The organism is Nocardia rhizosphaerihabitans (assembly GCF_014646295.1).
Taxonomy (GTDB): domain Bacteria; phylum Actinomycetota; class Actinomycetes; order Mycobacteriales; family Mycobacteriaceae; genus Nocardia; species Nocardia rhizosphaerihabitans.
This window is the reverse complement of record NZ_BMNE01000001.1, coordinates 1,308,991-1,329,165: the sequence shown is the minus strand read 5'-3', so window position 1 is coordinate 1,329,165 and position 20,175 is coordinate 1,308,991. Positions and strand designations below refer to the sequence as shown.

Annotated in this window: 19 protein-coding genes and 1 pseudogene; 12 read left to right on the top strand and 8 right to left on the bottom strand. The window is 67.5% G+C overall.

What is annotated here, in order from left to right:
- Window positions 1-74: 74 nt before the first annotated feature.
- The 5 genes from IEY60_RS06015 (at window position 75) to IEY60_RS05995 (ending at window position 6,352) form a co-directional block, all read left to right on the top strand.
- Entirely contained in the window at window positions 75-2,012 is a 1,938-nt protein-coding gene (locus tag IEY60_RS06015) for an acetolactate synthase large subunit (RefSeq protein WP_189024561.1), read from the top strand.
- Complete coding sequence (gene ilvN / locus IEY60_RS06010) at window positions 2,009-2,512, top strand: acetolactate synthase small subunit (RefSeq protein ID WP_189024559.1); 504 nt, start codon at window positions 2,009-2,011, stop codon at window positions 2,510-2,512. The genes IEY60_RS06015 and ilvN overlap by 4 nt, the downstream gene beginning before the upstream one ends.
- Before the next feature lie 50 nt (window positions 2,513-2,562).
- Window positions 2,563-3,564 carry a ketol-acid reductoisomerase gene (gene ilvC, locus IEY60_RS06005; RefSeq protein ID WP_189025019.1) on the top strand — a complete coding sequence of 334 codons (1,002 nt, stop codon included), beginning with the start codon at window positions 2,563-2,565 and terminating at the stop codon, window positions 3,562-3,564.
- A gap of 282 nt (window positions 3,565-3,846) precedes the next feature.
- A complete protein-coding gene (locus IEY60_RS06000) occupies window positions 3,847-4,944 on the top strand; it encodes a DUF4185 domain-containing protein (RefSeq protein ID WP_189024550.1) in 1,098 nt (365 codons plus the stop codon).
- A gap of 43 nt (window positions 4,945-4,987) precedes the next feature.
- A complete protein-coding gene (locus tag IEY60_RS05995) occupies window positions 4,988-6,352 on the top strand; it encodes a DUF2252 domain-containing protein (protein ID WP_189024548.1) in 1,365 nt (454 codons plus the stop codon).
- Window positions 6,353-6,354: 2 nt separating this feature from the next.
- Here IEY60_RS05995 and IEY60_RS05990 read toward each other — a convergent pair whose 3' ends face one another.
- The gene (locus tag IEY60_RS05990) at window positions 6,355-6,744 is read right to left on the bottom strand and encodes a hypothetical protein (RefSeq protein ID WP_189024546.1); all 390 of its coding nucleotides are present in this window, start codon (window positions 6,742-6,744) and stop codon (window positions 6,355-6,357) included.
- Between the two features lie 62 nt (window positions 6,745-6,806).
- Between IEY60_RS05990 and IEY60_RS35540 the strand changes: the two are divergent.
- The 4 genes and pseudogenes from IEY60_RS35540 to IEY60_RS05975 form a co-directional block, all read left to right on the top strand.
- Window positions 6,807-6,971, top strand: a pseudogene (locus IEY60_RS35540) (hypothetical protein); the annotation flags it as partial.
- 4 nt (window positions 6,972-6,975) lie between these two features.
- Window positions 6,976-7,332, top strand: a complete 357-nt coding sequence (locus tag IEY60_RS05985; protein WP_229739615.1) for a hypothetical protein — start codon at window positions 6,976-6,978, stop codon at window positions 7,330-7,332.
- Window positions 7,333-7,357: 25 nt separating this feature from the next.
- Window positions 7,358-8,245: an AAA family ATPase gene (locus IEY60_RS05980; RefSeq protein ID WP_189024544.1), complete on the top strand. Its 888-nt coding sequence runs from the start codon at window positions 7,358-7,360 to the stop codon at window positions 8,243-8,245.
- A 25-nt stretch (window positions 8,246-8,270) separates the two neighbouring features.
- The gene (locus IEY60_RS05975; protein ID WP_229739569.1) at window positions 8,271-9,665 is read left to right on the top strand and encodes a vWA domain-containing protein; all 1,395 of its coding nucleotides are present in this window, start codon (window positions 8,271-8,273) and stop codon (window positions 9,663-9,665) included.
- An 81-nt stretch (window positions 9,666-9,746) separates the two neighbouring features.
- Here IEY60_RS05975 and IEY60_RS05970 read toward each other — a convergent pair whose 3' ends face one another.
- Window positions 9,747-10,208, bottom strand: a complete 462-nt coding sequence (locus IEY60_RS05970) for a nitroreductase/quinone reductase family protein (RefSeq protein WP_189024542.1) — start codon at window positions 10,206-10,208, stop codon at window positions 9,747-9,749.
- A 35-nt stretch (window positions 10,209-10,243) separates the two neighbouring features.
- Window positions 10,244-10,699, bottom strand: a complete 456-nt coding sequence (locus tag IEY60_RS05965; RefSeq protein WP_189024532.1) for a carboxymuconolactone decarboxylase family protein — start codon at window positions 10,697-10,699, stop codon at window positions 10,244-10,246.
- Between the two features lie 177 nt (window positions 10,700-10,876).
- Between IEY60_RS05965 and IEY60_RS05960 the strand changes: the two genes are divergently transcribed.
- Window positions 10,877-13,384, top strand: a complete 2,508-nt coding sequence (locus IEY60_RS05960) for a tetratricopeptide repeat protein (RefSeq protein ID WP_229739568.1) — start codon at window positions 10,877-10,879, stop codon at window positions 13,382-13,384.
- Here IEY60_RS05960 and IEY60_RS05955 read toward each other — a convergent pair.
- Window positions 13,344-13,871 carry a DinB family protein gene (locus IEY60_RS05955; protein ID WP_189024530.1) on the bottom strand — a complete coding sequence of 176 codons (528 nt, stop codon included), beginning with the start codon at window positions 13,869-13,871 and terminating at the stop codon, window positions 13,344-13,346. The genes IEY60_RS05960 and IEY60_RS05955 overlap by 41 nt on opposite strands.
- 89 nt (window positions 13,872-13,960) lie before the next feature.
- Between IEY60_RS05955 and IEY60_RS05950 the strand changes: the two genes are divergently transcribed.
- Window positions 13,961-14,923, top strand: coding sequence for a helix-turn-helix transcriptional regulator (locus tag IEY60_RS05950; protein WP_189024528.1), 963 nt, complete (start codon window positions 13,961-13,963; stop codon window positions 14,921-14,923).
- A 27-nt stretch (window positions 14,924-14,950) separates the two neighbouring features.
- On the opposite strand, the gene IEY60_RS05945 is transcribed toward IEY60_RS05950, so the two are convergent.
- From IEY60_RS05945 to IEY60_RS05935, 3 genes are all read right to left on the bottom strand, one after another.
- Window positions 14,951-15,673, bottom strand: coding sequence for a hypothetical protein (locus tag IEY60_RS05945; RefSeq protein ID WP_189024526.1), 723 nt, complete (start codon window positions 15,671-15,673; stop codon window positions 14,951-14,953).
- Between the two features lie 372 nt (window positions 15,674-16,045).
- Window positions 16,046-17,320, bottom strand: a complete 1,275-nt coding sequence (locus IEY60_RS05940; RefSeq protein WP_229739567.1) for a hypothetical protein — start codon at window positions 17,318-17,320, stop codon at window positions 16,046-16,048.
- Window positions 17,317-17,502: a hypothetical protein gene (locus tag IEY60_RS05935; RefSeq protein WP_189024524.1), complete on the bottom strand. Its 186-nt coding sequence runs from the start codon at window positions 17,500-17,502 to the stop codon at window positions 17,317-17,319. The genes IEY60_RS05940 and IEY60_RS05935 overlap by 4 nt, the downstream gene beginning before the upstream one ends.
- A 310-nt stretch (window positions 17,503-17,812) precedes the next feature.
- Between IEY60_RS05935 and IEY60_RS05930 the strand changes: the two genes are divergently transcribed.
- Window positions 17,813-18,571, top strand: a complete 759-nt coding sequence (locus IEY60_RS05930) for a 2'-5' RNA ligase family protein (protein ID WP_189024522.1) — start codon at window positions 17,813-17,815, stop codon at window positions 18,569-18,571.
- A gap of 513 nt (window positions 18,572-19,084) precedes the next feature.
- Here the strand turns inward: IEY60_RS05930 and IEY60_RS05925 are convergent.
- Window positions 19,085-20,044, bottom strand: coding sequence for an HNH endonuclease (locus IEY60_RS05925; protein WP_189024520.1), 960 nt, complete (start codon window positions 20,042-20,044; stop codon window positions 19,085-19,087).
- Window positions 20,045-20,175: the final 131 nt, after the last annotated feature.

Below are 20,175 nucleotides of genomic sequence, written 5' to 3'. Positions count from 1 at the left end.
TCGGGGGCTTTTTTGTGTTCGGGAGAATTCCGCGCCAGTCCGGAGTCAGAACGACAAAGTAAGGAACGAAGACGGTGAGTGCACCAACCGCACGGCCCGGGCCATCGGCCCGCAGGTCAGCGCCTTCGGCGAACCAGCCTGCCGCTGGTAGCCCGGCGACCAACCCCACCCGCCGCCAGGTCGCGCCCGAGCGCGTCACCGGCGCGCAGTCGGTGGTCCGGTCCCTCGAAGAGCTCGACGTCGACACCGTATTCGGCATTCCCGGCGGCGCGGTCCTTCCCGTCTACGACCCGCTGTTCGATTCCAAGAAGGTCCGCCACGTCCTGGTCCGCCACGAGCAGGGCGCCGGTCACGCGGCGACCGGCTACGCGCAGGCCTCCGGCAAGGTCGGTGTGTGTATGGCCACATCCGGCCCCGGCGCCACCAACCTGGTGACCCCGCTGGCCGACGCGCAGATGGACTCGGTCCCGATCGTGGCGATCACCGGTCAGGTGCCGTCGAGCCTGGTCGGCACCGATGCGTTCCAGGAAGCCGACATCTCCGGCATCACCATGCCGATCACCAAGCACAACTTCCTGGTCAAGGACCCGATCGACATCCCGCGCATCCTGGCCGAGGCGTTCTACCTCGCCGCCTCGGGCCGCCCCGGCGCCGTCCTGGTCGACATCACCAAGGACGCGCTGCAGGCCCAGACCACGTTCTCGTGGCCGCCGGAGATGCGTCTGCCCGGCTACCGTCCGGTCACCAAGCCGCACGGCAAGCAGGTGCGTGAAGCCGCCAGGATGATCCTGGAGTCCAAGTCGCCGGTGCTCTACGTCGGTGGCGGCGTCATCAAGTCCGACGCCTCGGCCGAGCTGCTCGAGCTCGCCGAGCTGACCGGCATCCCGGTGGTCACCACCCTGATGGCGCGTGGCGCGTTCCCCGACAGCCACACCCTGAACATGGGCATGCCGGGCATGCACGGCACCGTCGGCGCCGTGGCCGCCCTGCAGCGCTCGGACCTGCTGATCACCCTCGGCGCCCGCTTCGACGACCGCGTCACCGGTCAGCTGGACTCCTTCGCGCCCGACGCGAAGGTCATCCACGCCGACATCGACCCGGCCGAGATCGGCAAGAACCGCCACGCCGACGTCCCGATCGTCGGCGACGCGCGTGAGGTGATCGTCGAGCTGATCGAGACCCTCAAGGCCGACCCGCAGTCCGGCGCGGCCCCGCTGCTGAACCTCACCGAATGGTGGGCCTACCTCAGCGACATCCGCGACAACTACCCGCTGGGCTGGAAGACCCCCAGCGACGGTTCGCTGTCGCCGGAGTTCGTCATCGAGACCCTGGGCCGGCTGGCCGGTCCCGAGGCCGTCTACTGCGCCGGTGTCGGCCAGCACCAGATGTGGGCCGCGCAGTTCATCAAGTACGAGAACCCGCGCACCTGGCTGAACTCCGGTGGCCTCGGCACCATGGGCTACGCGGTTCCCGCGGCCATGGGCGCCAAGATGGGCGCCCCGGAGAAGGAAGTCTGGGCGGTCGACGGTGACGGCTGCTTCCAGATGACCAACCAGGAGCTGGCCACCTGTGCCGTGGAGGGCGTGCCGATCAAGGTCGCGCTGATCAACAACGGCAACCTCGGCATGGTCCGCCAGTGGCAGACCCTGTTCTACGAACAGCGCTACTCCAACACCGATCTCGGCACGCACACCCTGCGCATCCCCGACTTCGTGAAGCTGGCCGAGGCGCTGGGCTGCGTCGGCATCCGGGTGGAGAAGGAAGAGGACGTCGAGGCCGCGATCCGGCAGGCGCAGGCGATCACCGACCGTCCGGTCGTGATCGACTTCATCGTCGGCAAGGACGCCCAGGTGTGGCCGATGGTCGCCGCGGGCACCAGCAACGACGAGATCATGTTCGCCCGCGGCATCCGCCCGCTCTTCGACGAGGACGAGTCGGTCTCCGAACCGGCCGTCATCCACGAGGCGATGGAGCGCGAGCAGGCGGCATTCGAGAAGGGTTCCCAGGAATGAGCACCACCCACACCCTGAGCGTTCTCGTCGAGGACAAGCCGGGCGTGCTGGCGCGTGTCGCGAGCCTGTTCTCGCGCCGTGGCTTCAATATCGAGTCGCTGGCCGTCGGTGGCACCGAGATCCCCGAGATCTCGCGCATGACCATCGTCGTGACCGTCGACGATCTGCCGCTCGAGCAGGTCACCAAGCAGCTCAACAAGCTGATCAACGTCATCAAGATCGTGGAGCAGGACGCCGACGCCTCGGTGGCCCGCGAGCTGATCCTGGTGAAGGTGCGCGCCGACGCGTCGGTGCGCACGCAGGTGATCGAGGCCGTGCAGTTGTTCCGCGCCAAGGTGATCGACGTCTCGCCCGACGCGCTGACCATCGAGGCCACCGGCACCCGGTCCAAGCTGGATGCCCTGTTGCGCATGGTCGAGCCGTTCGGAATCCGCGAGATCGTGCAGTCGGGCGTTGTCGCAGTCGGACGCGGTCCGAAGTCGATCACGGCCACCCGCTAACTTTTACCCACCAGAAATTATCCAGAAGGGACTCCACAGTGGCAGTCGAGATGTTCTACGACGACGACGCTGACCTGTCGATCATCCAGGGCCGCAAGGTCGCCGTGATCGGCTACGGCAGCCAGGGCCACGCGCACTCGCTGAGCCTGCGCGACTCCGGTGTCGACGTGCGCGTCGGCCTCGCTGAGGGTTCGAAGTCGCGGCCGAAGGCCGAAGAGGCCGGTCTGACCGTCGGCACCCCCGCCGAGGTTTCGGAGTGGGCCGACGTGATCATGGTGCTGGCGCCCGACACCGCGCAGGCGTCGATCTTCACCAACGACATCGAGCCGAACCTGAAGGACGGCGACGCGCTGTTCTTCGGCCACGGCCTCAACATCCACTTCGGTCTGATCAAGGCTCCGGCCAACGTCACCGTCGCGATGGTCGCCCCGAAGGGCCCCGGCCACCTGGTGCGCCGTCAGTTCGCCGACGGCAAGGGCGTTCCGGCCCTGATCGCCGTCGACCAGGACCCGACCGGCGAGGGCCAGGCCCTGGCGCTGTCCTACGCCAAGGGCATCGGCGGCACCCGCGCCGGCGTCATCAAGACCACCTTCAAGGAAGAGACCGAGACCGACCTCTTCGGTGAGCAGGCCGTGCTCTGCGGTGGCACCGAGGAACTGGTCAAGACCGGTTTCGAGGTCATGGTCGAGGCGGGCTACGCCCCCGAGATGGCCTACTTCGAGGTCCTGCACGAGCTGAAGCTGATTGTCGACCTCATGTACGAGGGCGGCATCGCGCGCATGAACTACTCGGTGTCCGACACCGCGGAGTTCGGTGGCTACCTGTCCGGTCCGCGCGTCATCGACGCCGACACCAAGGAGCGCATGAAGGCGATCCTCAAGGACATCCAGGACGGCACCTTCGTCAAGCGCCTCGTCGCCAACGTCGAGGGCGGCAACAAGGAGCTCGAGGGTCTGCGCAAGGCGAACGCCGAGCACCCCATCGAGGTCACCGGCGCCAAGCTCCGCGGCCTGATGAGCTGGGTCGACCGCCCGATCACCGAGACCGCGTAAGTTCCGCAGTCTGTTCGCAGGGCCCGCTCGCCACACGCGAGCGGGCCCTGCGCCGTTGGGTGACGCCGCCGGCCTCCCATCGATGCCTGAACTCTCACCTGTCCCGGGTAAGCATCAGCTGATCGACGGGCAGGGTCCGAGCCACCATCAGCCACCTGCCAGTTCCATCGTGGATCACCATCACCCAACCCGCATCGCGACGTTCTCCCGGTAGCCTGGGATTGTGACGGAAGCAACACCAGCCCAACGATTTTGGCTGGGGCCGACGATGGGGAGTGCCCGATGCGTGTCACCGATCTGAATCCGGTCCCCTCTGCCGACCTCGGTGGCGGGGATCTCGCTATTCCGTTCGAGCTGCCCCATGGTGACGTCGGATTCATCTGGGGCGACTCGTTTTCCGGGGACGGTCCGTTCGGGCCGCCGATGGACGGCATCGGGAACTGGCGTTCGCCCATCATCACCCGCACGTCCCAGCGCGACCCCGCCGAGCCGATCGTCATGGCCACCTCGCCGAGCACCGATGGCCGTCAACTGTGGGACTACCAGCACGACAACGCCGAATACTCCACCGTCCTCCCGTGCGACGCGATGACCATCGACGGCCGGATCTACCTGTGGGTCATGTACACCCAGGGTCTGGGCAACGAGAGGTGGTGCGAGGTCTGGACCTCCGACGACAGCGGCATCACCTGGGCGCGCAGCGGTTCGAAGTTCTGGTGCGGCGCCTTCGCCGGTAAGCGGGTCATGATCTCCTGGACGAAGGACCCGCGCAGCGACTGGGTCCACATCATCTCCACCGGCGGCCTGGCCAGGAACAAGGACATGCTGCTGTGGCGCGCACCGGTCGACGGGCTGTCCGATCCGCACGCCTGGCAGGGCTGGGGCTGGGATGGTGACGACTGGGGCTGGGACCGCGAGCCGACGCCGATCCTGCCAGGCTGGCGACTCGGTGAGATCTGTCTGCGCTATATCGAGAACAGGGCCGTCATCTCCGGATTCGACGCGGGGGACTACTCGATCTTCGTCAAGGTCGGCGACCGCATCGACAACACCAACTGGATAACGGCACACACCCATCGGCCGGTGACCGGGATGCCGCGCGGTGTCGATACGGTGCCGCGTCTCTACGGTGGCTACATCCATCCCTACAGCAGGCTCGAGGACGGCAAGTTCACCCTGATCGTCTCCGAGTGGGCCGAGAGCGGGAACCCTTACCGAGCAACGCAATTCACCTGCGTCGGGATTCGCCGCACGGTGCAGGTTCCTGGCCCGGATCCCGAGCCGACCCCCGAACCCGAGCCGCCGCCGAACCCGCAGCTGGCCTGGTGGCAGGAACTCGTCCGCCGAGTCGAGGAGTGGCTGAGGCAGCGACGCCTGTAGCGAAGACCTTGCTGTCGCGGGGTGTTAGCGGGAGACTTGCTCGATGACCAATATGACGGTGGAGGACTTCGCGGGCGAAGCGATCGAGCAGGGTAAGGCGGCGCGGAAACGGATCTCGCGATCGGAGCTGGGGGAGTGGGGAGCGGGTCCGGGGCGGGAGGATCCGGTCGCGATTCTGGAGCGTCAGGCCGAGACCCGGATGCCGGAATTGGTGCCGATCCGGTACGCCAGGATGAGCCAGTCGCCCTTCGCCTTCCTGCGCGGCGCGCCCGCGATCATGGCCGCCGATCTGGCCAAGAGCGAGAACACCGGCTTGATCGTGCAGCTCTGCGGTGACGCCCACCTGTCGAACTTCGGTCTCTACGCCTCGCCGGAGCGCAATCTCGTCTTCGACGTCAACGACTTCGACGAGACCCTACCCGGACCGTTCGAATGGGACGTCAAACGTCTCGCCGCCAGTGTCGCCGTCGCCGCCCGCGACAACGGCTGCGACGACGAGCGGGCCGCCACCGCCGTCGAGGCCGCCGCCCTCGGCTATCGCGAGTCGATGCGCATGCTCGCCGAGGCCGACAGCATGACGGTCTGGTACGAGCGCGTCGACGCCGACCAGGTCACCGAGCTGGTCCAAAAACCCAAGCAGCGCAAGAAGGTCGACAGGGCCATCAACAGTGCCCGCGGCAAGACCAGTCTGCAGGCGCTGGCCAAGCTCACCGAGCCGGACGCCGACGGTATTCCGCGGATCAAGAACCAGCCGCCGCTGCTGGTGCCGATCGAACTGCTCGACGAGAAGATCGTCAACGACGTCTTCGCCGACTTCCGCCGCAGTCTGCCGGACGAGCGCCGCGTGTTGCTCGACCGGTATCGGCGCGTGGATCAGGCGATGAAGGTGGTCGGTGTCGGTAGTGTCGGCACGCGGTGTTTCATCGCGCTGATGATGGACAAGGAATCGGGTAGCCCGCTGTTCCTGCAGTTGAAGGAGGCCGAGGCGTCGGTGCTCGCGCCGCACCTGAAGCCGAGCAAATACCACCACCAGGGGCATCGGGTGGTGGTCGGCCAGCGGCTCATGCAGTCGGCCAGCGACATCTTCCTCGGCTGGGCGACCGGCCCCGCGGGTCGGTTCTTCTACCTGCGTCAGCTGCGCGACATGAAGGGTTCCGCGGCGATCGACAGCATGACCCACGGCGAGCTGGCCCGATACGCGCAGCTGTGCGGTTCCGTTCTGGCCCGCGCGCACGCCCGCTCCGGTGACCGCGTCGCCATCGCCGCCTACCTCGGCAAGAGCGACAGATTCGACCGTGCGATGGGCGAATTCGGCCTGGCCTACGGCGACCAGACTCTCACCGACCGGCTCTCTCTGCTCGCCGCGATCGACTCGGGCCGGATCACCGCGGCCCGGCACGCCTACTGAGTTCACCGCTGCGGCGCGAGTCGGTCCGGTCCCTGGACCGGCTCGCGCTGTTCGGCGGTCCGCACCAGCCCGGTGCCGATCGCGAACAACCACAGCATCGTCAGCCCGCCGACGGTCGCCGTGGTGCCCCAGCCGTTGGCCGCATAGAAGTTCGCGGGGGTGTTGCCGAAGAACAGTGACGGCACGAACGCGAAGTTCACCCCGGCGAGCAGCCAGCTCGTCACGATGCACCAGCGGGGGAGCAGCCGCGCGGCCGCGACGGCGAATGCCACCAGGAACAATCCTTCGAGCAATCGCGACACCGTCCCGTAGAGGATGTAGGTGCCCTTGACGGTGATCGTCGGGTCGATCGGCTCCGGCGCGGCGATCACGGCGCCGACTTCCAACCCCATGGACACGCTCGCGGCTCGCGGCCGCCGAGTTCTCACCGCTGTGGGATCCCGACTTCCCCGCGGTGTTCCGGCGCGGCACCTGGGCCGAACGCGGCGAGCGTGAACACGGCCGCCCCCGCCTCGGCCGCCCGCCCGAACTCGACGCCGAGCGCATCGTCGCCACCGCGATCGCCCTCGCCGACCGCGACGGCCTGGCCGGTGCGACCCTGTCGAAAGTCGCTGCCGCGCTGGGTGTCACGCCGATGTCGCTGTACCGGCACATCCGTTCCCGGGACAGCCTCACCGACCGCATGGCCGACACCGCCTTCGGACTGCCACCGGACACCGACCCCGACTGGCGTCGAGCCCTGCACGCCTGGGCCGGCCGAACGTCGCCCGGTCGAGCAGTTCGACGAGGCGACGGCGCTGCGGGTCTATCAGCAGGAGGTCGCGGCCCGGCTCGATCCCGGCCGTTTCCCCGAGATCGAGCAGCTCTTCGCCGACCAGGCCTTCGCCGATGTCCCCCCGGACCAGGAGTCGGCGGCCGCCGATTTCCGCTTCGGCCTAGACCTGATCCTCGACGGCGTCGACGCCGCGATCAGCCGGTGAACACCCCCGCCTACACTGGTTACCGATGAGTAAGTTCTTTGCCTCGGTAGACCAGGTGACCGACCGGCTGACCGCGGCCGGCTACCTGCCGTCCCTCGACATCGCGACCGCGGTCTTCCTGGCCGATCACCTCGGCAAACCCCTGCTGATCGAGGGCCCGGCCGGCGTCGGCAAGACCGAGCTGGCCAAGGCCGTCGCCGCGGCGGTGTCGGCCGAGCTCATCCGCCTGCAATGCTACGAAGGCATCGACGAGGCCCGCGCGCTCTACGAGTGGAATCACGCCAAACAGCTCCTGCGCATCACCGCCACGTCGGGGGAGACCTGGGAAGGCACCCGCGACCACGTCTTCACCGAGGAGTTCCTGCTCGCCCGGCCCCTGCTGGCCGCCATCCGCAACCCCGATCCGACGGTGCTGCTGATCGACGAGCTCGACAAGGCGGATGTGGAGCTGGAGGGCCTGCTGCTCGAGGTGCTCGGCGACTTCCAGGTGAGCATCCCCGAGCTCGGCACGGTCACCGCCGTCCGCAAGCCGTTCGTGATCCTCACCTCCAACGCCAACCGCGACCTCTCCGAAGCCCTGAAACGCCGCTGCCTGTTTCTGCACATCGACTATCCGACCGCGGAACTGGAGAAGGCCATCGTCCGGCTGAAGGTGCCGGAGCTCGATGCCGCGCTGGCCGAACCGGTGGTGACGACGGTGAGCGCGCTGCGTCAGCTGTCGCTGCGCAAGGCGCCGTCGATCGCCGAAACCGTCGACTGGGCCAAGACTCTGGTGGCCTTGGGAACGCGCACGCTGAGCGGGGGAGTCGTCCGCGCCACCCTGGGTGTGCTGCTGAAATATCAGTCCGATCATCGCGTGGCGATCGAGCGGCTCGGTCTCGACGACCAGACCGACGGCAGCGTGGCCCGATGAGCGGCTCGCGCAGGGTGACGGGCCCATGGTGAGCTCCGCGCCCGCTCACGGCGGTGTCGACGCACCGATGTCGGATCGCCTGGTCGGCTTCGTCGGGCTGTTGCGCGAGCACGGCATCCACGCGGGCCCCAGCGAGACCGTCGACGCCGCGGCGACCATCGTCGCTCTCGGCACCGCGGACTCCCGGGTGCTGCGCTCGGGCCTGGCCGCCTGTCTGCTGCGTCGCAACGGTCAGCGCAAGGTGTTCGACCAGCTCTTCGACCTCTACTTCCTCGACGCCGCCCGTCCGATCGCCGCGTCGAGCGAGGATGCCGCCGATCCGCTCCGCGAGCGGGTCATCGCCGCCCTGATCCAGGGCGCCGACACCGCCGAACTCGCCAGGGAAGCGCTCAACACCTTCGGCGCCTACGGCGGCGCGGGGGAGAGCGCGGGCCGGGTCACCACCGCGTCGGGCGCGGGCTGGTCATCCTATCTGACGATGAAATCGCTGCGCCCGGACGAGATCTCCGAGCAGGTCGCGCAAACCATGGGCGGGACAGGTCAATTCGACTCCGCCGTGCACACGATCGAGGCGCGCCGCCGGGTAGAGCAGTTCCGCGCCGCCGTGCAGGCAGAGGCCCGTCTGCGCTCGGCGCAACTGCGCGGCACCGACTACATCGCCCGTCGCGGCGTCGAATCCGGCGCCGACAGTGCGGATTTCCTCGGCGCGCGCGAACAGGACCTCGCCGAGATGCGCCGCCTCGTGCACCCGCTGGCCCGCAAACTCGCCACCCGGCTCGCGGTCCGGCGCAAGAAGGCGGTGCGCGGGCAGATCGACCTGCGTCGTACCCTGCGTCGCTCGATGGCCACCGGTGGCGTCCCGATCGATCCCGTGCTGCGTGCCCGCCGCCACGGGCGGCCCGATCTGGTTGTGCTGGCGGATGTCTCGGGCTCGGTGACCGGTTTCGCCGAGTTCACCCTGCAACTGGTGCAGGCCCTGCAGGACCAGTTCAGCAAGGTCCGCAGCTTCGGTTTCGTCGACACCTGCGCCGAGATCACCGATTACTTCTCTCCGGGCGAACCGCCGGCGCCCGGTTTCGCGCAGAACATCGTCCGCGAGGCGGGCGTGGCGCGCTTCGGTTCCAGCAACTACGGCGAAGCGCTCCAGGGCTTCGTCGATCACTACCTCGACGCTCTGGGCCCGCGCACCTGCGTGCTGATCCTCGGCGACGCCCGCACCAACCGCACCGACCCGAATCTCGCTGCGCTGGAAGCGATGACCGAACGGGCCAAGGCGGTCTACTGGCTCAATCCCGAGCCGTCGAGATCGTGGAACACCGGCGATTCAGCGGCCTCGAGCTATGCCGAAGTCGTCACCATGCACGAGTGCCGCAACGTCGCCCAGCTCGCCGTGGTGATCGGTCGCCTGCTGCCTGCCTGACGGCGCGGGGCCCTCGGCTCACCGCCGTGCCGACAGAGACGGCGGCCCGGCACCGGGTGGCGAACCACCCGGTGCGCCGAATCATCGCGGGCTGAGCCGCACCACCGCGTACTCGTGCTCGCTCTTGGCCTGGTACTTCCCGTACCGCGGCTGCGCGGTCGTGATCGACTCCCAGGCCCTGGCCCGCTCCTCACCGGTGAGCACCCGCGGGGCGACCGGCTGCGGCGCCTCACCGGGCAGTTCGATGCTCGCCTGCTCCGGGTGCCCCATGAGGTTGAGGTGCCAGTCGGGATGTCCGTTCTTCCCACCCGACGCCACGAGCAGCCAGGACCCGTCACCGTCGGCGAACCACGAGATCGGGGTCTGCCGCGGCTCGCCGCTGCGGCGGCCGACGGTGTTGAGGATCAGCACGTCCATCCCCATGAAGGTGCCGTTGCCGTTGCGGATCTTGCGGTTCATCCTGGCGTTCATCCTGTGCTGCATCCACCGGGAGAAGCCCCCGTGCGAGCTCTTGGTCTTGCCGGACGGCTGGTTCGTGGTCATCGGAAGGTCCTTTCGGTTGGGTCGGGTGCGGGGACTCAGCCCCAGGCGCCCGCGATCTGGCGGGTGGTGGCATTGAGCCGGTTGAACATGTTGGTGACGCCGATCATCAGCACGATCGAGGCGAGCTGCTTCTCGTCGAAGTAGCTGGCGGCCGCGTCCCAGATCTCGTCGGTGACGGCGTTGGAACGGTCGGCCAGGCGGGTCGCGGCCTCGGCCAGTTCGAGGGCGGCGCGCTCCTCGTCGGTGAAGTACGGGGTCTCGCGCCAGGCGACGACCGTGGCCAGCCGCTCCTCGCTGACACCGGCCTTGCGGGCGGTCTTGGTGCCTGCGTCGACGCAGGAGCTGCAGCCGTTGATCTGGCTGACCCGCAGGTGCACCAGCTCCAGGATCTCGCCGTCGACACCGCCGGTCTGCACGGCCTTGAGCACCTGCTGGATCGGGCCCATCGCGTCGGTGAGGACCATGGCCGGGTTCTGCATCCGAGACTGCATGATGTTCTCCTTGTTTCCTGTTGTTCTCCGCTGCTTGCGGTGTGACTCGATAACAGCCCGTCGTGCGCCGGAACACGATGGCTGTGGGACACTGTGGGACAGTGGAAAACGGCCCTGACCTCCCGATTGTCATCGGGAAACTTTCTGATCCGGGCCGGGACAACGGAGTGGGAAACGGTGGTTGTGCAACAGCAGACGGTAAGGGCCTACCCACAGGACGAACTCGCTGCGCGCCTGCGCCTGATCCAGGAACTGTCCGGGCGCGGCGTGCGCGCGCTGGCCCGCGATACGGGCCTGAGCTCGTCGTCGCTGTCGCGCTACCTCAGCGGACAGACGGTGCCGCCATGGCCCGCCGTGCTGGAACTGTGCCGCCTGGTCAAACGCGACCCGCGCCCGCTGCGTCCGCTGTGGGAGCGCGCCAACAACCCGTTGCCCGCGCCGCCGAAGACGAGCCGCCAGGTCGCCCCACCGAGCCCGCCCGTCGACGCCCCACCTCCGCCGCGCAACGATTTGCCGCGCGACGTCCCCGACTTCACCGGTCGCGAACAGGCACTGGCCGACGTCCTCGCCGCCGTCCGGTCCGACCGGGTGGTCGCCATCGACGGCATGGCCGGTGTCGGCAAGACGTCCCTGGCCGTGCACGCCGCGCACCAGCTGACCGCCGAATACCCCGACGCCCAGCTGTATCTCGACCTGCACGGTTTCACCGACGGCCGTCAGCCGCTCGACCCCGACGCCGCGATCCGCGCCCTGCTGGCCGCGCTGCAGGTGCCCTCGGAGAAGGTCCCGCAGGACGGCGGTGTCGAACTGCGGGCGGCGTGCTGGCGGTCGGAGCTGGCCCGGCTGCGCGCGGTGGTCGTCCTCGACAATGTCGCCGATGCCGCGCAGGTCAGTCATCTGCTGCCGGGCGCGGGGGAGTCGGTCGCCATCATCACCAGCCGTAATCGGCTGCTCGAGCTCGACGAGGTGCCGCCGGTGACCCTCGACGTGCTCACCCCGGAGGAGAGCGCGGAGCTGCTGGTCAGGGCCAGCGGCGATGCGCGCGGACCCGACGGCAGGCTCGCGCGGGAACCCGAGCAGGCCGCCGAGGTGCTGCGGCTGTGCGGCAATCTGCCGCTGGCACTGCGCCTGGCCGCGGCCCGGTTGCGGCACCGTCCGGGCTGGTCTGTCGGCATCCTCGTGGAGCGAATGGCCGAGGGCGCCAACGAATTCGACACCGCCTTCGGCATGTCGGTACGCCAGCTCAACCGCGATCAGCGCCGTCTGTTCCGGCTGCTCGGCCTGATCCCCGGATCCACCTTCACCGATTATGTCGCCGCGGCGGTGGCCGATGTGCCGCTGCGCACGGCGCGCACGATGCTCGAGGATCTGCTCGACGCCCATCTGGTCCAGCAGCCGGCCGAGGGCCGCTACCGCCTCCACGACCTGGTCCGCCAGCACGCCCGCAACGCCACCTTCGAACACGACACCGACGCCGACCGCGATCGCGCCCTGCACCGGATTCTCGACTACTACGTGCACACCGCGGCCGCCGCCGACGCCGCGATGCCGTTCCTGTCGCCGACCCGCCCCGTGTCGGCGGGCTCGCCCCCGGCCGAGTTACCGCACTTCCCGGGTCGCGACCCCGCGTTCTTCTGGTTCGTCACCGAGTACACCAACCTGATGGCGGTGTTCTACGCGGCCGTCGAGGTCGGCGCCGACGTCCATGTCTGCGAGCTGCCGCGCTTCCTGCGCGCCTTCTTCGCCCGACGTTGCGGCACAACGCATCTCAACGCCCTGTTCGAACAATCCCTGACCGCCGCCGAGAATCTGGGTGACCCACGTCAGCTCGCCGAAGCCCACAGCGACCTGGGTTTCGCCCGCTACAACGCGGGCCGCATGGCCGAGGCGGCCGCCGCCTACGCCGCCGCCGCACCGCTCATCGCGGCGGCGGGTGACCCACTGCCCCGCGCCGAGCTGACCATGCGCTGCGCCCACTTGCGCTGGGACGAAGGCGATACCGAGGAACCACTGGAACTGTTCCGCCAGGCCCGCGACCTCTACGCGACCAGCGGTTGCCCGATGAGCGCCGCCGACGCCATCGCCAGCGAAGCCTGGGCCATGCTGCAACTGGGCCACCGTGAGCAGGCCGCGCAGCTGGCCCGCGAAGCACTCGACATCCCCGTCGATGACCCGTCGTGGCCGCCGTCGCTACAGGCCCAGATCACCCTCGGCGTCGCCATCGCCGCCGACGAACCGGACGAAGCTCTCGAACATCTGAGCACCGCGCTGACCCTCGCACGCGAGGACGGCCACAAACACAACGAAGCCTGGTGCCTGAACTGTCAGGGCGTCGCGCTGCGCCGGATGGGCCGCTACGACGAAGCCCTCGCCAGCCATCGCGAGGCATTCGCCCTGCTCGACGCCCTGTTCGAGGAGCACTGGAAGATCCACTTCCTCAACGGCTACGCCGAAACCTGCCGTCTCGCCGGGCTTCCCGACGAAGCGCTGCGCCTGCACCGCCAAACCCTGGAACTGGCACCGAAACTCGGCTACCGGCTCGAGGAAGCGATGGCGCACCAAGGAATCGCCGACGTACTCGAATCGACCGACCCGGACGCCGCCGCGCACCATCGCGCGGCGGCCCAGGCCATCCAGGCCGAGCTCAGCCCATCGACTTCGCTCCATCCAGCGATTCCCGAATGATGTCGGCGTGGCCGGAGTGCTGCGCGGTCTCGGTCATGATGTGCATGAACACCCGGCGGGCGCTCCAGCGTCCGCCGGGCTCGAACCAGGGCGCCTTCGGCAGCGGCTGAGTCACATTCAGGTCGGGAAGCGTGCGCACCAGTTCATCGGTCCGCGCCGCTACCTGCTCGTACTCGGCGAGCACGCCGGCCAGGGTCTCGCCGGGCAGCATCCGGAAGACGTCTCCCCACGCGGCGATCTCCTCCTCGCTCATCGACTCGAAATCGGGGCCTTCTTCGGGCCCGTCGACGATGAACTTCGCCCAGTTGGCTTCCACCGCCGACACATGCTTGATCAGCCCGCCCAAGCACAGCTCGCTGGCGGTGGTCCGCATCCCGGCCTGCTCGTCGGTCAGATCGCGGGTCGTGTGCCGCAGGAAGTAGCGGTGCTTGGCGAGCATCTCCAGCAGGTCGGTGCGCTCGGCGTCGAGGAGAGTAGGCGTGGTCATGAGCGGATTCCCTTCGTTGTCGGTGTGAAATCCAAGGTAGAACCCATTGCGGCCAGTTTCTGTCCGCAATTGCGGACATAATCGAAAACATGGCCGACACGAGCGCACGCACCCTCCGTCTGCTGTCGCTGCTGCAGACGCATCGCTACTGGCCGGGCACCGAACTGTCCGAGCGACTCGGAGTTTCGGCGCGCACCCTGCGCCGCGACATCGACCGCCTGCGTGAACTCGGCTATCCCGTGGAGGCCCGCCCCGGCGTCGACGGCGGCTACCAGCTCGCCGCGGGCGCCGCCCTCCCGCCCCTGGTCCTCGACGACGACGAAGCCGTCGCCATCACCGTCTGCCTGCAAGCGGGTTCCCAGGGCGCCGGTGACGGCCTGGCCGAACCGTCCATCCGCGCCCTGGCCAAACTCGTCACCGTCCTGCCCACCCGCCTACGCCGCCGCGTCGACGCCTTACGCGCGATGACCGTCTCCACCGGCTGGAACGCCGTCCCGCTCTCCGACGTCGACCCCGCCGTCCTCACCGACCTGGCCATGACCTGCCGCGGCGAGGAACGCCTCACCTTCACCTACACCGCCGCCGACGGCCGCACCAGCACCCGCGAAGTAGAACCGCACCGCCTGGTCTCCCTGGGCCGCCGCTGGTACCTCGTCGCCTACGACCTCACCCGCCACGACTGGCGCACCTTCCGCGTGGACCGCCTCACCGACTCCCACACCACCGGAATCCGCTTCCGCCCCCGCGAACTCCCTTCCCCCGACGCCGCAGCCTTCGTCCGCGAAGGAATGGGCTCCCGCCGAACGGGTTACACCGTCACCGCCGAAATCGAAGCCCCCGCCCTCGATGTCCACTCCCGCGTCGGCCGCTGGTGCATCATCACCGCCCTCCCCGACAACCGCTCCCACATCGAGATGACCGTCGACAACCTCGACTGGCCAATCCTGCTGCTGGGCAAGGCAGAAGCCGAGTTCCAGGTCCTGGGCCCACCGGAACTTGTTGCCCGGCTGGCAGAGTGGGGAACACGTTTCAGCGCAGCGACCGCCAGATAGCTGACCCGGCGCGCGTTTGGTGCTTTGTCAGGGGCGGTATCCGTCCTGCGGTCGATACTGCGGCGGCTGACCGCTCGGGAGTTGTTGTCCTTGTGGCGCTCCATGACTCGGCTGGGGGAATCCCGGATGTGACGCGCCCGGGATGGGTGCGGCACCGGGGTTCTGTGCGCCAGGGGCGAGCGCGGGGTGTGCGCCGAGCACGGGTGTGGGAGCGGGGCGTTGTGCACCAGGCACGGGCACCGGGCCAGGCGCGAGACCGGGATAGTGTCCGCCAGGCATGGGCACGGCACCCAGATGCTGCGCGACAGGGGTCGGCTGAACACCAGGATGGTGCCCGACCGGCGGCCGCATGCCGTATGGCTGCATCTGCGCACCGGGCGCCCAGGCACCGACCGGTCGCCCACCGACCTGCGCGACCGCCCTCTTGCACCACCGCCGCGTCGACGGCAGCACGGCGAGCACGAACGTCACCACCGGAAACAGAAGCGCCAGCATCGACACCTTCCACGGCACGTCGATCCCCACAGACTGCAGCCCGTACAAGGCTGTTTGCCCGAACACCACATCCAGGTGCCGCCCGACCGAAAGGCGATATTGCAGCAACTGGGCAACAGTCGAGATCGCCGTCACCACATACGAGGCCAGCACCCCGACACACCCCAGCACCACCAACGTCGGCCCCGCACCCCGCCGCCGAAACACCAGAATCGCCCCCGCCAGCAACAGCACCCCCGCCAGCAGGTCGACCACCAAGGTCACCACCGACACCACCGACATCCACCCGGGAACCACTCCCCACGCGAACACTCCACGCTCACTGTCGACGGTCGCCACCACCCCGAAAACAACCCCCACCACCCCGACAATCCCCCCGAGCAGCGCAAGAACCGCAGCCGCAACCGCCGTCCCCCCGCTAGCCGGCCGCTGATCGGCAACCCTGTACATCTGGCCCTCCTCGCGTAGTCCCGGTCGACCCACTCCGACCAGATCCACCAGGCTGCCGCACACCGCCAACCGCGCATCATGAACACCGCGAGTGGTCCCGCCGCCTGTACTCGGTTACCCACCTGCTCGATGGCGAATCCACGGAACCACACTGCTACCGCAGAACGGCTCTCCGGGCTACCCGTGCCGATACCGCTGCATCCGCCGCCGCTGGAAGAACAACTGGTCGACCGCGACCGGATCCACCAACGCCGTGATCTCGGCCAACCGGGTGTCGTAGTGATGCTCGGTAATGCACCGATGCAGGTGGGCCCGGCGCTCGGGCCCGAGCCCCGACCACACCGCGCCGAATCGAGCCTGCGCGTCGGGCCCGGAGACGGCAACCAGATCGAGCAACGCAGGCCAGCAATGAGTTTCCGTGGCCCGGGCAGGCAGCTCGGCCACCGCGGAATCCGACAGCGCGGCCAATGCGTAACCGACCACGCTCCGCACAGGCTCATCCATGCGCGACATCAGGGTGAACAGCCCACTCCAACTGCCGGCGTCGCTGCGGCTGTCCAGCGGCGCGACCAACCCGGCGCCCACGCCCGGATCGTCGAACACCGGATTGCCGACCAGCGTCCACAGCGCGACAGGCGTGAGCTGCCCAGCCAGCGTGAGAAATTCGGGCACCGCACCCGCCCCGATCGCATTCCTGACCAGGTTCGCCACCTCGACAGGCCGCGCATTGCCGAACAGCACATCGCCCACCCGGCAGATCACATCCGGCGCACACCGCGAAAACACCGACAGCGCAGCATGCTGCAGCGCAGGCCGACCGGCCAACACCGCATGCACCATCCGCGGAATCCGCCGATGCGGACCGTCGAGCAACTGCCGGAGCACAGCGCTGAGTAAGTCGCGGTCATAGGAGTAGGCGGCAGAGTGGATCAGCCCTGCATCATCGGGAACCCCCGCCTCCACAGCGGCGATCAACTCCGGTGTGGCACAGGACAAGAAGGGCCCAGCGGTCACATAGTCACACCGGCGCAGCAGCTCGTTGACGATCTCGACGATCGGCCCGGGCGGCGCCACATCCGCCAACTGTTCGATGGCCCGCGGATCCAGATACGGCGCGCAGTCCGCCGCGTACCTGGGATCGAGCATCAGCAACGTCTCAGCAGCCTTGACCGGATGTTCGACCCCCACAGACCCGGCCGCCCGCCCGGTAGTCATCGGCGGAACCAGCCTCTGCACCAACGGAATCGAGATCGACAACGGAATGAACGGCACCAACGCACTGATCCGCCGAAACGTCTCGATGTGCTGATCGAACAACACCCCCGAAATCTGCTGCTGCAACTCATGCAGCCGATCGGCCCCCAGATACCGCAGATGCTGCAAACGCTGAGGATGAACATGCAGCGTGCGAGCCAGCAGAATCAACTGCGCCCGCGTCGTCAGATCAGTCATCTGCCGCCGAACATGATCTTCTTGGTCACCGCGCGAAACGGCCGAGGCAACGCCCCCAACATCGAGTCGATCGACTTGTCCAGCGCCGCAGCCTCGAACGTCACCGCCGCCCGCATCAACTCGAACAGATCCCTGGCTTCGTCGGCGGGCAAACTCTGTAGCGCAGGCAGCGTCTCAGGCACGCCACCTTCACAGTCACTTCGGACAGTCATATGGCTCCTGAACAACGCGTAGATCTCAACTTCCGAGAATGCCGCCTCTCCCCGCCCCCGACCACAACTTCGCGAATATCTGTGCACAGCAACGAAAACAACGACACAGATACATGTGAACCGACGTTCCACCGATGATGTTCTATGGCCGAAGTCTCTTGACATCGTTCGAGCAGCCCACCTCCGGATCAAATCGGAGAAGTGGCGTCGCAGTGGGAGATCCAAGACACACGAAGTAGAATCGCCGAGAAATCCGACATCGAGAGGCAGCCTCCCAGGCATGACATCGAGTGGCCCGTTTCCCAAGCTGCTGCCGGACTCGACATCGGACACCGACGCCATCGCGCGAAACGACTGGAACGCCTACGCCGAGATCGACTTCCTCCGGGACCACTGGTCGGTGAAGCAATGGGCTCCGGGCCACACGGGGTACTACTGGTACCTCACCTTCGATTCCCCTGAACTGATCGAACTCGCCGCTGAGTGCCAGAACGCCCTGACACAAGACGAACTCGACAACGTGCCGCTGGATGCCCTGCACCTCACCCTCGCGGGGATCGGCAGCACGACGACAGTCACCGACGAGCAGATCGACAACCTGGTCTCGCTCGCGCGATCGAGACTGACAGACGTGAAGCCCTTCGACCTCACCATCGGCCCGCTGAGCGGCTCCCGCAGCGCCGTCCGATTCTCGGTGTCACCGTGGGATCCGCTACTCGACCTGCACCGAATCCTCCGGGCATCCACCTCGGAGTCGATGCCGAGCCTTTCCGCCCCGACGGGATCAGGCGGTTCCCGTTTCCGGCCACATCTGGGCATCGCCTACAACAACACCGACCGAGCCGCCGCTGAGCTCATCGAAGCAGTCGCAGCGCTGCGCGACACCGGACCCGCCACAGTGCGCGTGAACCATGTCGAATTGGTTGTGCTCCGAAGAGATGGCCACAGCTACCGCTGGGACACCCGCGCGGCCATTCCACTCGGGGGCACGACGGTGCTCGACGGGGCGTTGTGGGCAGACCCCGCTGGGAGTGAGTGAGCGGAGGGAGTGCAGGGGTACCCCGGTACCGCAAGGCACGGGTGCACCTTGACGCATGTGGTCCGCCGGTCGGTCGGTCGCTTCGGTCGTTTGGTGTGCACGCTCCGCCGGGCATTACTCGGCAAGGAGCCGGGACTGGGATACTGCACAGGGTCAGGAACACCCAGGGGAGCCCTGGTATCCATGCCACCAACCACGGTGGAGCCGTCCGAGTCCGCCTTTACCGGCCGACCCTGTGTCATCGGAACAGTCGCAGCGGCCCCTCTGACGGGCGACGACTACGCCGGTGCCTACCACCGATCTCGGTCCGGCACAGCACTTTTCCACCCTTTAGGCGGTGGCCAAGGCACACCCCGCATAGCCAGCACCGCCCGAGTGAACCCTCCATTCGGCGTCTGATTCGCTGTCAACTCCTCGACCGAGATGTACCGTGGTGACGCCAATCGTTCACGGGTCGATTATGCATCGGTGATCGGCGGACGCCGACCTCTCGTTCGGGTTGCTCACCTGTGTCTACTTCCCGCCCCACTGAACGGGTTTGGTCAGGGCGACATCGATGTTGGCGAGCTTCGACGGGTTGGCCGACAAGAACTCCTCGAACCTCTCGGCAAGGCGTTCACCGGCGGGGTGATATTCCTCCTTTTCGGGGACCATCAACTTGGCGTTGTGCAGCCCCCTTAGTGCGAACTTCAGAATCGGGCCCTCGTTTTCCGCTTCCTGCAGAGCGGGGCCGACATGCACACGCAGATCGGGCGAAAACCCGATCAGGTTGGCGTCGAACGCCGTGTGGTGAATACGGCATAGGCTCAACCCGTTGGGGATCTCCGCTGCCCCGTGGATGTTCTTGTCCGGGATAATGTGTGCGGCCTCGAGGAGCTCCGGCCTCCCGAGACGGCAGACGGCGCACCGTTTCTTGTAGGCGATGAGTACCTGGCTACGGAACTGTGGTTGGTGGAGTCGCTGCTCGGTGACCCGCTGTGCATACCGTTTCTCCACCGGTGATAGATGCAGCGGATCGGCCACATCCAACAGCTTCTCGTCGAGCGCGATAAGGATTTTCCGGTTCTCCGGGTCGTCCTTGATCGCGTAGACAGGGTAGATCGGAACGTACCGGATCCCGTCGACGTCGATCCATTGAAGGAAGATCATCGGAAGTCGGGTCTTCACCGAATGGCGCAGCTTGCGGTTGTCGCCCTTGTTGATATCGCCCACCGTGTACGCGTACGAGTGCAGGGACTCGCCGACGACCTCATCGGAGTACGGGCCGTTCGGGGTGCTCATCACTGACAGCGTGGATGTGAACGACGCGGGGTTACGGATTCCGCGCTGGCCGTCCACCAGCGGCAGCCGGGTCCCGCGCAACTCGAAGTCGAACAACTCGCGCCGAGTGAGGGCACCGCCCTTGACTGCGACCAATTGGTCTAGGGCAGAAAAGATTTCGTTCCGGAGCGCCAGCTCTTCGTCTAGATCCACCGCCTCAGCTTGCCACGGTTGAGCGGGGGAGGCATCTGCACTTCGCTACACACTCTCTACTACTGTTCTGGCAGCGAAGATCAATCGCCCGGCACGTCCGCCGGGTAGACCGCCGAGGGTTCGGATTGGAC

What these genes read in the sequence shown, in the direction of transcription:
- IEY60_RS05995 (WP_189024548.1), top strand. Translation starts at nt 4,988, where the DNA reads ATGACCAATATGACGGTGGAGGACTTCGCGGGCGAAGCGATCGAGCAG.
- IEY60_RS05950 (WP_189024528.1), top strand. Translation starts at nt 13,961, where the DNA reads ATGGCCGACACGAGCGCACGCACCCTCCGTCTGCTGTCGCTGCTGCAG.
- IEY60_RS05990 (WP_189024546.1), bottom strand. Translation starts at nt 6,744, where the DNA reads ATGGGGTTGGAAGTCGGCGCCGTGATCGCCGCGCCGGAGCCGATCGAC.
- IEY60_RS05975 (WP_229739569.1), top strand. Translation starts at nt 8,271, where the DNA reads ATGGTGAGCTCCGCGCCCGCTCACGGCGGTGTCGACGCACCGATGTCG.
- ilvN (WP_189024559.1), top strand. Translation starts at nt 2,009, where the DNA reads ATGAGCACCACCCACACCCTGAGCGTTCTCGTCGAGGACAAGCCGGGC.
- IEY60_RS05930 (WP_189024522.1), top strand. Translation starts at nt 17,813, where the DNA reads ATGACATCGAGTGGCCCGTTTCCCAAGCTGCTGCCGGACTCGACATCG.
- IEY60_RS05955 (WP_189024530.1), bottom strand. Translation starts at nt 13,871, where the DNA reads ATGACCACGCCTACTCTCCTCGACGCCGAGCGCACCGACCTGCTGGAG.
- IEY60_RS05970 (WP_189024542.1), bottom strand. Translation starts at nt 10,208, where the DNA reads ATGACCACGAACCAGCCGTCCGGCAAGACCAAGAGCTCGCACGGGGGC.
- ilvC (WP_189025019.1), top strand. Translation starts at nt 2,563, where the DNA reads ATGTTCTACGACGACGACGCTGACCTGTCGATCATCCAGGGCCGCAAG.
- IEY60_RS05940 (WP_229739567.1), bottom strand. Translation starts at nt 17,320, where the DNA reads ATGACTGATCTGACGACGCGGGCGCAGTTGATTCTGCTGGCTCGCACG.
- IEY60_RS06000 (WP_189024550.1), top strand. Translation starts at nt 3,847, where the DNA reads ATGCGTGTCACCGATCTGAATCCGGTCCCCTCTGCCGACCTCGGTGGC.
- IEY60_RS05965 (WP_189024532.1), bottom strand. Translation starts at nt 10,699, where the DNA reads ATGCAGTCTCGGATGCAGAACCCGGCCATGGTCCTCACCGACGCGATG.
- IEY60_RS05980 (WP_189024544.1), top strand. Translation starts at nt 7,358, where the DNA reads ATGAGTAAGTTCTTTGCCTCGGTAGACCAGGTGACCGACCGGCTGACC.